The organism is Fulvimonas soli, from assembly GCF_003148905.1.
Taxonomy (GTDB): domain Bacteria; phylum Pseudomonadota; class Gammaproteobacteria; order Xanthomonadales; family Rhodanobacteraceae; genus Fulvimonas; species Fulvimonas soli.
This window is the reverse complement of the sequence record NZ_QGHC01000001.1, coordinates 414,575-427,057: the sequence shown is the minus strand read 5'-3', so window position 1 is coordinate 427,057 and position 12,483 is coordinate 414,575. Positions and strand designations below refer to the sequence as shown.

The 12,483-nt window shown below is 72.6% G+C and carries 11 protein-coding genes; 1 reads left to right on the top strand and 10 read right to left on the bottom strand.

The genetic code is table 11. From position 1 onward, the window contains the following. Window positions 1-134: 134 nt before the first annotated feature. The 3 genes from rlmD to C7456_RS01980 all read right to left on the bottom strand — a co-directional run bounded on the left by rlmD (window position 135) and on the right by C7456_RS01980 (window position 4,170). Window positions 135-1,454 carry a 23S rRNA (uracil(1939)-C(5))-methyltransferase RlmD gene (rlmD, locus tag C7456_RS01990; protein WP_109722078.1) on the bottom strand — a complete coding sequence of 440 codons (1,320 nt, stop codon included), beginning with the start codon at window positions 1,452-1,454 and terminating at the stop codon, window positions 135-137. A gap of 67 nt (window positions 1,455-1,521) precedes the next feature. Further along, the gene (locus C7456_RS01985; RefSeq protein ID WP_109722077.1) at window positions 1,522-2,124 is read right to left on the bottom strand and encodes a YdbL family probable chaperone protein; all 603 of its coding nucleotides are present in this window, start codon (window positions 2,122-2,124) and stop codon (window positions 1,522-1,524) included. Between the two features lie 24 nt (window positions 2,125-2,148). Continuing rightward, window positions 2,149-4,170, bottom strand: a complete 2,022-nt coding sequence (locus tag C7456_RS01980; protein WP_109722076.1) for a hypothetical protein — start codon at window positions 4,168-4,170, stop codon at window positions 2,149-2,151. Between the two features lie 45 nt (window positions 4,171-4,215). Here C7456_RS01980 and C7456_RS01975 point away from each other — a divergent pair, with 45 nt between their 5' ends. Continuing rightward, window positions 4,216-4,977: a response regulator gene (locus tag C7456_RS01975; protein ID WP_245889739.1), complete on the top strand. Its 762-nt coding sequence runs from the start codon at window positions 4,216-4,218 to the stop codon at window positions 4,975-4,977. 18 nt (window positions 4,978-4,995) lie between these two features. Here C7456_RS01975 and recO read toward each other — a convergent pair whose 3' ends face one another. From recO to C7456_RS01940, 7 genes are all read right to left on the bottom strand, one after another. Continuing rightward, window positions 4,996-5,700 (bottom strand): DNA repair protein RecO, encoded by a 705-nt coding sequence (gene recO / locus C7456_RS01970; protein ID WP_109722074.1) that lies wholly within the window; start codon window positions 5,698-5,700, stop codon window positions 4,996-4,998. Between the two features lie 94 nt (window positions 5,701-5,794). After that, entirely contained in the window at window positions 5,795-6,733 is a 939-nt protein-coding gene (gene era, locus C7456_RS01965; RefSeq protein ID WP_109722073.1) for a GTPase Era, read from the bottom strand. Window positions 6,734-6,791: 58 nt separating this feature from the next. Beyond that, window positions 6,792-7,448 carry a ribonuclease III gene (rnc, locus tag C7456_RS01960; RefSeq protein WP_109722072.1) on the bottom strand — a complete coding sequence of 219 codons (657 nt, stop codon included), beginning with the start codon at window positions 7,446-7,448 and terminating at the stop codon, window positions 6,792-6,794. 4 nt (window positions 7,449-7,452) lie between these two features. Continuing rightward, window positions 7,453-7,833: a DUF4845 domain-containing protein gene (locus C7456_RS01955; protein ID WP_109722071.1), complete on the bottom strand. Its 381-nt coding sequence runs from the start codon at window positions 7,831-7,833 to the stop codon at window positions 7,453-7,455. Window positions 7,834-7,935: 102 nt separating this feature from the next. Next, window positions 7,936-8,868, bottom strand: coding sequence for a signal peptidase I (gene lepB / locus C7456_RS01950; RefSeq protein WP_109722070.1), 933 nt, complete (start codon window positions 8,866-8,868; stop codon window positions 7,936-7,938). A 118-nt stretch (window positions 8,869-8,986) separates the two neighbouring features. Further along, a complete protein-coding gene (lepA, locus tag C7456_RS01945; protein ID WP_109722069.1) occupies window positions 8,987-10,777 on the bottom strand; it encodes a translation elongation factor 4 in 1,791 nt (596 codons plus the stop codon). Window positions 10,778-10,949: 172 nt separating this feature from the next. Beyond that, a complete protein-coding gene (locus C7456_RS01940) occupies window positions 10,950-12,407 on the bottom strand; it encodes a DegQ family serine endoprotease (protein WP_109722068.1) in 1,458 nt (485 codons plus the stop codon). Between the last annotated feature and the right edge of the window lie 76 nt (window positions 12,408-12,483).

The window sequence follows — 12,483 nt, the reverse complement described above, 5'->3', positions numbered from 1 at the left end:
TGGTGGCCGTGATGGGCGATCTTAGCCGCAAGGACGCCCGAACCGGGCTTTCCTTTGCCCGTCGTCCCGGCTTTCGCCGGGATGACGGCAGGGTGGGACGACGGTGTCGCCATGGCGGCCGCCCCGCGGCTTCCTCAGGCGCCGCGCTCGAACAGGGCGATGGATTCCACGTGCGCGGTGTGCGGGAACATGTCCATCACGCCCGCCGAGACCAGCCGGAAGCCGTGCTTCTGCACCAGGATGCCCGCGTCGCGCGCCAGCGAGGCGGGATGGCACGACACGTAGACGATGCGCCGGGTGGCCCTGTGCGGCAGGTAGTCCAGCACCTTGTCCGCGCCGGCACGCGGCGGGTCGAGCAGGAGCTTGTCCCAGGCCTCGCGCGCCCACGGCGCGCCGCGCTGGTCCTCGAACAGGTTGGCGACGTGGAAGCGCGCGTTGGCGATGCCGTTGCGCGCGGCGTTCTCGCCGGCGCGCTCGACCAGGCCGTGCTCGCCCTCCACCCCGGCCACCTCGGCCACCCGCCGCGCGATCGGCAGGGTGAAGTTGCCCAGGCCGCAGAACAGGTCCAGCACGCGGTCGGCCGGCTGCGGGTCGAGCAGCTCCAGCGCGCACGCCAGCATCCGCCGGTTCATGCCGGCGTTGACCTGCACGAAGTCGAGCGGGCGGAACTCCAGCTCCACCTCGTCCACGCCCTCGCCCGCCGGCAGGCGGAAGGCCAGGCGCGGCTGCTCCGGCCACAGCGGATGCACGCTGCTGACGCCGCCGGGCTGCAGGTAGATGGCGAAACCGTGCTCGCGGCCGAAGGCGACCAGCGCCGCGCGGTCGCGCTCGCCCAGCGGCTTGAGGTGGCGGAACACCAGCGCGACGGTGTCGTCGCCGGCGGCGAACTCGATCTGCGCGATGTCGGCGGCCGCCTCCAGTCCGCCCACCAGTTCGCCGAGCAGGCCGATCTTCGGTCCCAGTGCCGGGTGCACCACCTCGCAGCGCTCGATGTCGGCGACGAAGCGCGGGTTGCTCTCCTCGCGGAAGCCGACCAGCACGCGGCCCTTCTTCGCCACCGCGCGCACCGACAGCCGGCCCTTGCGGCGGTAGCCCCAGGGCTGGTCGGTCAGCGGCGGCAGCCACGCCTCGGGCGCGACCTTGCCGATGCGCGCGAAGTTGTCCGCCAGCACGCGCTGCTTGGCCTCGATCTGCGCGGCGGCGTCCAGGTGCTGCAGCGAGCAGCCGCCGCACTGGCCGAAGTGCCGGCAGCGCGGCTCCACGCGGTGCGGCGAGCGCTCCAGCACCTCCAGCGTCTCGGCCTCGTCGAAGTGGCGGTGGCGCTTGCGCAGCGCCAGCCGCACGCGCTCGCCCAGCAGGGCGCCGGCGACGAACACGGTCTTGCCGTCGATGCGGGCGACGCCGCGGCCGTCGTGGCCGAGGTCGGTGATGGTGGCTTCGAATGCTTCGTTCATGCGGCTCGAAACGCCTGCGCCCGGATCGGGCGACCCGGGCGCAGGTATCGGGTGATCGGTACGGGCGCTACTTGCGCTGCCAGCGGCCCGCGGCGTCCTGATAATACCAGCCGGCGCGGGCGCGCTCGATCCAGCCCCTGGCGAAGGTGGCGCGGATCTGCGCCTCCCATTCCGGGTGGCCGTTGGCGACGGCCACCTCGCGGTACAGCGCGGCGCGGTCGCGGTTCTCGTCCGCCACCGCCGCGTTGGCCTGCGCGCGCTGGCTCAGCGGGATCTGCGCGGCGTCGCGCACGGCGACCAGGCCGTCGCGGGTGAAGCCGACCGCGCCGCTGTCCAGCAGGGCCTTCAGCGGATTCTGGAAGCGCGCGCGCATGCGCCCGCGGATCGCCTCGGTGGCGGGCGTCTGGATGCGGATGTCCGGCACGTCGGCCGCGTGGGCGGCGGGCACCAGCAGGTCCAGCAGCATCGCCGCCGCCGGCGGGTGGCGCCGGGCGTCGGCCGGCGGCTTCTGCGCGGCGTCCGGCGCGGGCTGGCCGCCCTCGATCACCGTGTCGATGAAGCGGTCCGCCGCCTTCTGCGCGGCCGCCTCCGGGAAATAGACGTTGATGGTGACGCAGCCCACCAGCGCGACCGCCAGCGCGGCCAGCAACGAACGGACGAATTTGCGCATGGATGGGCTCCTTGGCAACGGGGTTCAGCGCACTTCCGGACCGGCGCCGGCGACGGCGGCCTTGAGCCGGCGCATCAGCGTGGGCCAGTCCACCCGCGTCTGGTGCCCGATCACCTGCAGGTGCGGCAGGCCGCTGCCTTCGACGATAGTGTAGCCGTCCTCGCCGCCGTCCAGCCCGCCCATGCGGCATACGCCGTCCTGCAGCGCGCAGTTGAGCCCGATGCGGCGGTAGCCGAAGGTCTTGAACAGCTTGAGCACCGCGCCCTGCAGGCCGGCGGCGAGGCCGCCGCCGCCCACCGCGGTGAGGTTGTTGACCGCGCGCTGGCTGATCCGGCCGCCGTCGCCGGCGAGCAGCTGCGCCTGGAACGCCACCGGCGACCAGTCCACCAGGCGCAGCCCGTCGATGGAGCCGTCCAGCCGCCCGGTGATGCTGCCGAAGTCGAACACGCTGGTGATCGCGGCCAGGTCGAGCTGGCGCAGGCTGACGTCGCCGGCCAGCACCGGGCTGGCGCCGAACGGCTGCTGCAGGCTGAGCCCGGTGAGGTCGACGAAGCCGTCGAACACGTTGACCGAGAGGCCGCCCGCCAGCTCGATGCGGTCGTCCACCCAGCGCAGCGAGGGCACCGCGCCGCCCAGCGTGCCGGGGAAGCGCGGCCAGCCCACCGCCTGGCAGAACGCGCCCATGTCCATGCCGGCCAGCGCCAGCGAGGTGCTCAGGCGCTGCCCCTTGGCGGCCGCCGGCCGCCAGGCCAGCTCGCCCACGTGCAGCCGGCCGCCGAGCACGGGCACGTCCACCGGCGCCTGCAGCCCCAGCGTGCCGCCGCGGCTCTGCCAGCGCGACTGCGCGGCGCCGTTGGCGATCTGGTAGAAGCGCAGCTGCTTCCATGCCAGGCTGGTGGCCGGGCGCTCGCCCTCGCGGCTCCAGTCCAGCCCGCCGCGCAGACCGTCCACCGCGAAGCGGCCGTCGCCGTCGGCCAGGTCCAGCCCGTCGGTGGCGAAGGCGAAGGCGTGCAGGCCGTCGGCGCGCAGGTCCAGCGTGCCGCGCAGGGCGCCGGCGGTGCGCATGTCGTGCAGGCCGAGCCCGGCGGCCAGCCAGGCCTGGCCGTAGCGCTGGTAGGCGGCGGGGAAGCGCGCCTCCAGCCGGTCCAGCCGCAGCCGCTGCAGGTTGCCCTTGGCGTCGAAGGCCAGCGCGCCGTCGAGCTGCAGTGCGTCGGCGTCGCCCACCCGCAGGCGGCCGAGTTCCACCCCGCCGTTGCTGGCGCTGGCGTCGACGCCGAGCTGCACCGCGTGCCCCGGCAGGCGCGCGTAGAGCGGCCCGAGCAGCAGCTCGCCGCCGCGCAGGGTGGCGTCCAGGCCGATCCGCGCCGCCTCGCCGGTGGTGTCCAGGTCGAGCCGGCCGCTGCCATCCAGCCCCTGCCCGGCCAGCGTGCCGGACGGGGAGTCGAAGCCGAGCCCGCTCAGGGTGAAGGCGCCGGAGGACTGCACGCCGTCCTCGCGCACGTCCAGCGCCATCTCCGCGTCGAGCTGCCCCGCGTTCGCCCGGCCGGACCACGCCCGCGACAGCAGGCCCTGCAGCCAGGCGGCAGGCAGGTTCTGCAGCCGGATCTGCGCGTGGCTGGTCTGGTCCAGCGGCATGTCGGCGTGCAGCGCGGCCTTGGACTGGGCCAGGTCGAGCTGCAGGGTGTTGCCCTGCGGGTCCACCACCAGGCCGAGGCTGGCGTTGCCCAGCGCCCCGCCGGGGGCGCCCTTGAGCTTCAGCGGGCCGTCCAGCAGCCAGCGCCGCTCCTCGTCGCGGCGCAGCGTGCCGTCCAGGCGCAGGCCGACCCGGCGCCAGCCCATCGCGGGCACGTCGGCGCGGGCGGCCCGCAGCTGCACGTGCAGGCCGTCGGCGCCGTCGTCCAGGCGCAGGCTGACGTCCTGCAGGTGCAGGCCGGGCACGTCCACGGTCCTGGCCGTCAGGGTCATGCCGGCCAGCGCGGGGAAGCTCAGCGCCAGCCCGGCGAGGCATCCGGCGACCGGCAGGAGGGGGCTTGATGCGCAACGCATGTCGGGCCATTCTGCCAAACTCAGCTGAACGACATGGATTGCGTCATGACAGCCCTCCCTTCCGAGGCCACGCCCGACCGCGTCCCCTACGTGCTGGTGGCCGACGACGATGCCGCCAGCCGGCGTTTCCTCAGCGACGGACTGCACAGCCTGGGCGCGCGGGTGAAGGCCTGCGGCGACGGCGCCGCGGTGCTGGAGCTGGCCCGCGGCGAAGCCTTCGACCTGCTGCTGCTGGACCTGCGCATGCCCGGCGGCGGCGCGCGGGCGCTGCTGCACGCGCTGCGCGGCGACGCCCGGGCCGCCTCCGGCGACAGCGTGGCGGTGGCGACCAGCGCCGAGCTCTCGCCCGACGACCGCCGCCAGCTGCTCGCGGAAGGCTTCGGCGACGTGCTCGCCAAGCCCTGCGACCTGGGCGCGCTGCAGCGCGTGCTCAACCTCGCCCGCCACGAGGCGCAGCGCCAGGACCTGCCCGTGCTGGACGACGCCGCGGCGCTGGTCGCCACCGGCGACACCGGCACCATGCAGGCGCTGCGCGGCCTGCTGCGCGAGGAGCTGCTGGCGCTGGAGCGCGACCTCGGCCGCGACGGCAACGACGCCGGCACGCTGATCGACCGGCTGCACCGGCTGCGCTCCTCCTGCGGCTTCTGCGGCGCCAGCGCGCTGGCCGCACAGGCGGCGCGGCTGCAGCGCGACCTGCGCGGCGAGCCGCGCGACGCCGGCGCCGCCGTGCAGCGCTTCCGTCGCGCGCTGCGCGCCACGCTCGCGGCGCTGGACCATCCCGCCGGCCTGGGCCTGCAGGACGCCTAGGAACGGACGATCGACGGCTCAGCGCCGCGCCATCGCCGCCAGCATCTGCCAGGTGCGCGGTTCGCCGCCCAGGTGGTGGCGGATCGCCTCGCGCATCATCGCGCGCAGGGCCAGGTCGGCCTCCGGCGCGGGCCGGCGGTCCTGCGCGAAGGCGAGCAGGTCGGCGCCGCGCAGCGCGTGCGCGCGGCCGGGCGGGCAGCGCACCGGCCCGTGCTCCACCTGGTAGACGTACCAGCCGTCCGCGGCCAGCGGCAGGCCGCTCCCGGCCTCCGCGTCGAGCTGCAGGCCGTAGCCGACCGCTTCCAGCAGGTCGCGCTCGAAGCGGCGCAGCGGCCAGCCCGGCGCCTCGTCCGCGGCGAGCCGCGCCAGCGTCCGCGCGTAGGCGTCGAACAGCGCCGGATGCGGGTCCTGCCGGCTGGTGAAGCGCACCACCAGCTCGTTGAGGTAGAGCCCGGCCAGTCCCGCGTCGCCGTGCAGCCGCGCCGGCAGGCCGGCGTCCTCGGCGGCCGCCAGGGTGGCCAGCTCGCCCTTCAGCAGCAGGTCGAGCAGCAGCGGCCGGAACGGCTCCAGCTGCGCGCGCGAGGTGCGCGCGCGCGCGCGGCGCACGCCGCGGGCGACCACGCCCAGGCGCCCGTGGTCGCGGCTCAGGCACTCGAGCAGCAGCGAGGTCTCGCGGTAGGGCCGCGCGTGCAGGACGTAGGCGGGCTGCTGCTCGATGCGCATGGGGAAGACTAGGGGCGAGGGATGAGTGGCGAGGGCGCAGCGCCGCGGCTCGTCGCCAGCACCGACCTTGCGCCCTCGCTACTCACCCCTCGCCTCAATCGGTATAGCCAAGCTGCTTGAGCATCGCCTCGTCATCCACCCACCCCTCGCGCACCTTCACCCACAGCTTGAGGAACACCTTGCGCTCGAACATGCGCTCCATGTGCCGGCGCGCGGTGCTGCCGATCGCCTTGAGCTGGGCGCCGCCCTGCCCGATCACGATGGCCTTCTGCCCCTCGCGCTCGACCCAGATCACCGCGTGGATCTCGGCCACGCCGTCGTCGCGGTCCTTGAAGCGCTCGATCTCCACCGTGGTGGCGTAGGGCAGCTCCTGGTCCAGCCGCAGCATCAGCTGCTCGCGCACCATCTCGGCGGCGAGGAAGCGCTCGCTGCGGTCGGTGATCTCGTCGGCGCCGAACACCGGCGGGCGCACCGGCAGGCGCTCGAGGATGCCGGCCTGCAGCCGCTCCAGCCCCTTGCGCCTGAGCGCGCTGACGTAGTGGATCTCGCCGAACTCGTGCGTGGCCGAGAGCCCGGCCACGAACGGCAGCAGCGCCGCCTTGTCCTTGGCCAGGTCGACCTTGTTGATCGCCAGCAGGCGCGGCACCTTCTGCTCGGCGATCGCCGCGTAGAGGGCCTCGTCCTCGTCGGTCCAGCGGCCGGCCTCGATCACCTGCACGGCCAGGTCCACCTCGCTGATCGCCGTGCGCGCGGCGCGGTTGAGGCTGCGGTTCATCGCCCGCTTGGCGCCGCGGTGCAGGCCCGGCGTGTCCACGTACATGACCTGCCCCGCCTCGCTGGTGGCGATGCCGAGGATGCGGTGGCGGGTGGTCTGCGGGCGCGGGCTGACGATGGACAGGCGGAAGCCGATCAGCGCGTTGAGCAGGGTGGACTTGCCCACGTTGGGCCGTCCGGCCAGCGCCACCAGCCCGCAGCGGAAATCCCCGTGCGGCAGTTCGCCGGCGGCCGTGCCGGTTTCGGTTGCGTCGTTCATGTCGTCTGTCGGGTGCCTTCAGGGGGCGAAGCATAGCGCCGCGCCGGGTGGATCGGGTTCAGTCCCGCGGCAGCGCCAGCAGGCGGGCGAGCACGAGGTCGGCGGCGTCCTGCTCGGCCTGGCGGCGGCTGGTGCCGCTGGCCTCGGCGCTGAACGGCACCGGCTCGGCGACGGTGCAGCGCACGTCGAAGACCTTGGCGTGCTCCTCGCCGTGGCTGCCCAGCAGCTCGTAGCCGGGCAGCGGCAGCGCGCGCGCCTGCAGCCATTCCTGCAGGCGGGTCTTGGCGTCCTTGGAGGATTTCGGCAACGCGGCGACGCGCGCCTCGAACAGCCCGCGCACCACCGCGCTGCAGGCGGCGAAGCCGCCGTCGAGGTAGACCGCGGCGACCAGCGCCTCGAAGGCGTCGGCCAGGATGGAGTCGCGGCGGAAGCCGCCGCTCTTGAGCTCGCCGGGTCCCAGCTGCAGCCCCTCGCCCAGTTCCAGTTCGCGCGCGATCACCGCCAGCGCCTGCCCGTTCACCAGCTGCGCGCGCAACCGCGACAGCTCGCCCTCGCTGGCGTTCGGGTGCGCCTCGTAGAGCATCTGCGCGACCACCGCGCCGAGCAGCGCGTCGCCCAGGAACTCCAGTCGCTCGTTGTTGGGCCGGCCGGCGCTGCGGTGGGTGAGCGCCAGCCTGGCCAGCGCGGGGTCGCGGAAGCGGTAGTCCAGCTTCAAGGCATCACTGGCCCACGTTGCCCTGCAGCTGCACGCTCTTCTCGAAGTGCAGCAGGAAGGAGATGTTGTAGAGGAACGGCACCACCTTGTCGTATTCCACGTGCAGGGTCGCGCCGTTGTTGGCGCGCTGGATGGTGATGTCGCTGGGCTTGATGGTGGCGTCGTCGACGTACTGGAAGCCCATCTTGAACATCAGGTCGCGGCGGATGTCGTCGAGGGTCTTGCCCTCCACGCCGCTGCTGGCGATCTGGTTCATCGCCTTGTTGACGCCCATGTATTCGGCGTAGGCCGGCACCAGTTTCATCGCCATGTAGCCGAAGAAGGCCACGATGGCGAGGACGAACAGGAATCCGATCAGGGTGATGCCCTTCTGCTTCGTTCTCATAGTCCCCTCGCTATGCCGCCTGCGCGACGCTGCCCCACGAATGCACGGCCGGCGACGGCCGGCGCGGCGATTATGCCAGCGCCGCCGTCCGCCGAAGCGGGATCAGTGCACGATCGTGCCGATCCGCGAGAAATCCACGCCGCCGGTGCCCCAGCCCTTCCAGCTCATCCAGATCAGGAAGGCCTTGCCGGCCAGGTTCTTCTCCGGCACGCAGCCCCACCAGCGGCTGTCCAGGCTGTTCTCGCGGTCGTCGCCCATCACCAGGTAGCAGTCGTCGGGCACCCGCGAGGGCACCAGGCTGTTGGGCACCGGCTGGGTGGCCATGCGCTCGGGCATGCGCGCGATCAGGTGGTTCACGTTGCCCAGGTGCTCGGTCCAGACCGTGGCGCCGTAGGCCAGCAGCTCGGCGTCCTCGGCGCGGCGGCGGTCGCCCACGAAGGGGCCGACCAGGTCGGCCTTCACCGGCTCGCCATTGATGATGATCTGGCTGTCGCGCACCTCGACCACGTCGCCCGGCAGGCCGATCACGCGCTTGATCCAGTTCTGGCTCTGCACCGGCAGGCGGTCGTCCGGGCAGCGGTCGCCCGGACCCAGGCGCGGCGGGCCGCTCTCGTCGCCGCCCACGCGCGCCAGCTTGCCCGAGGCGTCGCGGCACAGGTAGCCGGGGAAGCGGAACACCACCACGTCGCCGCGCCTGGGCTCGCCCACGCCGAGGAACTTGGTGTTGAAGGCGGGCAGGCGCAGGCCGTAGGCGAACTTGTTGACCAGGATGAAGTCGCCCACGTCCAGCGTCGGCATCATCGAGCCGGACGGGATGCGGAACGGCTCGGCCACGAACGAGCGCAGCAGCAGCACCACCAGCACCACCGGGAACAGCGAGCGCGACCAGTCCACCGGCACCGGGTCGCGGTACTCCTCGCCGGCCGCGTCCAGCCGCGCCTTGCGCCTCTTGTACAGGAACAGGCGGTCCAGGCCCCACACCACGCCGAACAGCACGGTGAGGCCGAGCAGAATCGCCGAGAAATCGAAATCCATGCGTGCTCCTAACGTCGGGGAACGGGGAATGGGGAGCGGGGAACGGGAAGCGCGCGTCGAGCCGGCGTCGCCGCGCCCCGCACGCTCCCCGTTCCCTGCTCCCCGTTCGCCACCCTGCTCATTTGTCCACTTTCAGTACGGCGAGGAAGGCCTCCTGCGGGATCTCCACCCGCCCCACCTGCTTCATGCGCTTCTTGCCTTCCTTCTGTTTCTCCAGCAGTTTCTTCTTGCGGCTGACGTCGCCACCATAGCATTTGGCCAGGACGTTCTTGCGCAGCGCCTTGACCGTGGAGCGGGCGATGATCTGCGCGCCGATCGCCGCCTGGATCGCCACGTCGAACTGCTGGCGCGGGATCAGGTCCTTCATGCGCTCGACCAGCTCGCGGCCGCGGCGGTCGGCGTGCGAGCGGTGCACGATCAGGCTGAGCGCGTCCACGCGGTCGCCGTTGATCAGCACGTCCACGCGCACGAACGGGCCGGCCTCGAAGCGGTCGAAGTGGTAGTCCATCGAGGCGTAGCCGCGCGAGACCGACTTGAGCTTGTCGAAGAAGTCCAGCACCACCTCGGCCAGCGGCAGCTCGTAGCTGATCTGCACCTGGCTGGCCAGGTACTGGATCGAGCGCTGCACGCCGCGCTTCTCCTCGCACAGGGTGATGATGTTGCCGATGTAGTCCGGCGGGGTGAGGATGTTGGCGACGATGATCGGCTCGCGGATCTCCTGCACCTGCGGCGACGGCGGCAGCTTGGCCGGGTTGTCCAGGCTCATCGTGTTGCCGTCGGTGCGGAGGATCTCGTAGACCACGGTGGGCGCGGTGGTCACCAGGTCCAGGTCGTACTCGCGCTCCAGCCGCTCCTGCACGATCTCCATGTGCAGCATGCCGAGGAAGCCGCAGCGGAAGCCGAAGCCCATCGCCTCGGAGGATTCCGGCTCGAAGAACAGCGCCGCGTCGTTGAGGCGCAGCTTCTCCAGCGCCTCGCGCAGCGCCGGGTAGTCGTCGGCGGAGACCGGGAACAGGCCGGCGAACACGCGCGGCTGCATGGTCTGGAAGCCGGGCAGCGGCCGCTCGGCCGGCCTGGCGGCCAGCGTGAGCGTGTCGCCCACCGGCGCGCCGTGCACGTCCTTGATCGAGGCGGTGAGCCAGCCCACCTCGCCCGCCGAGAGCCGGTCCAGCTTCTTGCGCTTGGGCGTGAACACGCCCACCTCGCTCGCCTCGTGGGTGCGCCCGGTGGACATCACCAGCAGCTTGTCGCCGGGCCGGATCTCGCCCTGCATCACGCGCACCAGCGACACCACGCCCAGGTAGTTGTCGAACCAGGAGTCGATGATGAGCGCCTGCAGGCGGTCGGTGTCGCGCGGCTTCGGCGGCGGGATGCGCGCGACGATCGCCTCCAGCACCTCGACCACGTTGAGGCCGGTCTTGGCGCTCACCGCCACCGCGTCGGTGGCGTCGATGCCGATCACCGCCTCGATCTCGCCCTTCACCTTCTCGATGTCGGCGGTGGGCAGGTCGATCTTGTTGAGCACCGGCACCACTTCCAGGCCCATCTCGACGGCGGTGTAGCAGTTGGCCACCGACTGCGCCTCCACGCCCTGCGCGGCGTCCACCACCAGCAGCGCGCCCTCGCAGGCAGCCAGCGAGCGGGACACCTCGTAGCTGAAGTCCACGTGGCCGGGGGTGTCGATGAAGTTGAGCTGGTAGGTGCGGCCGTCGCGCGCCTTGTACGGCAGCGACACCGACTGCGCCTTGATGGTGATGCCGCGCTCGCGCTCGATCGGGTTGCTGTCGAGCACCTGCGCTTCCATCTCGCGCTCCTGCAGGCCGCCGCAGATCTGGATGATGCGGTCGGCGAGCGTCGACTTGCCGTGGTCGATGTGGGCGATGATGGAGAAGTTGCGGATCAGTTCCATGGAACACGCTGTCGGCTTGCCCCGCCGCGCGGGGCGCGGGCGGCGCGCCGCCGGGATGGCGGCGCGAACCCGGCATTATCGCATGGAACGGCGCGGCGGCCGCCTATGCCTTCCGTGGGACGGCCCCGGCAGCGCGGCGGCCGCCGGCGCGCCGGCGACCGCCGCCCGGCGCTCACTCGTCGTCCGGCACGGTCAGGCCGATGAAGCTGCTCTGGTCGCCGCGGCGCACCAGCAGCAGCACGGTGCCGCCCGGCTTGACGTCCCTGGTGGCCTCGCGGAAATCGGCCACGCTGCCGATCTTGCGCTGGTTCACGCGCAGGATCACGTCGCCCGGCTGCAGGCCCGCGGCGGCGGCGACCGGGCCGGTGATGTCGCTGATCTGCACGCCCTCGCCGGCCGGCAGGCCCATCTGCTCGCGCGTGTCCGCGTCCACGCCCTGCACCGACAGGCCGAGCGCCGCCGAGCCGGTGCGCGCGGACGGCGCTTCGCCGCCGGCCGCGGCCAGGGCCTTGCCGTCGCGCGGCGCCTCGCCGATGGTCACCTGCAGGGTCTGCCGCTTGCCGTCGCGCAGGAGCTCCACCGGCACCCGCGTGCCCGGCTTGGTCATGCCCACCAGCGGCGGCAGGTCGGCCGCCTGGCTGATGGTCTGGCCGTTGTAGCCGACGATGATGTCGCCCGACTGGATGCCGGCCTTGTCCGCGCCGCTGCCCTTGGTCACGTCGGCCACGATGGCGCCGTTGGCGCTGCCCAGCTTGAGCGCCTTCACCGCGTCGTCGGTCAGCGCCTGCAGCGACACGCCCAGCTGGCCGCGCGAGACGTAGCCCTTGGCCTTGATCTGCTCCACCGCGTGCATCGCCACGTCGATCGGGATGGAGAACGCGACGCCCAGGTAGCCGCCGGTGTTGGAGTAGATCTGCGAGTTGACGCCCACCACGCGGCCCTGCAGGTCGAACAGCGGGCCGCCGGAGTTGCCGCGGTTGATCGGCACGTCGGTCTGGATGAACGAGGTGTACGGCTGGTCGCCGGCGCCCAGGTTGCGGCCCACCGCGCTGACGATGCCCTGGGTCACGGTGTAGTCGAAGCCGAACGGCGAGCCGATCGCCAGCACCCACTGGCCCGGCTTGAGCGAGCGCGAGTCGCCGATGGTCACCGCCGGCAGGCCGCCGGCGCTCACCTTGAGCAGGGCGATGTCGTAGGTCGGGTCGGCGCCCACCACCTTGGCGGTGAGCGTGCGGTGGTCCTGCAGGCGCACGCTCACCTCGTCGGCGTCCTCCACCACATGGTTGTTGGTGAGGATGTAGCCGTCCGACGAGATGATGAAGCCCGAGCCCAGCGAGGTGTGCTTCTGCTCCTCCGGCGAGGGCAGCATCGGCATGCCGAAGAAACGGCGGAAGAACTCCTCCGAGGGATCGTCGGGCATCCGCTGGCGGACCATCGGGCGCGCCTGGCGCCTGCCGTTGTACTTGGCCTCGACGTGCACCACCGCGGCGGCGTTCTTCTGCACGATGCCGGTGAAGTCCGGCAGCGCCGCGGCGGCGCCCGGCGCCGGCTGTTGCGCCTGGACGCAACCCGCCATGGCCAGCCCCACCAGCAGGCCGCAAGCCAGGCCGCGCAGTTTCGGATGGGTCATCGGATTCCTCCTTGGGACGGATCGAAGGGACGCGGCGAACCGCCGGCCCGGGCGGCGGGCCGGTGGTTCGCGGGAT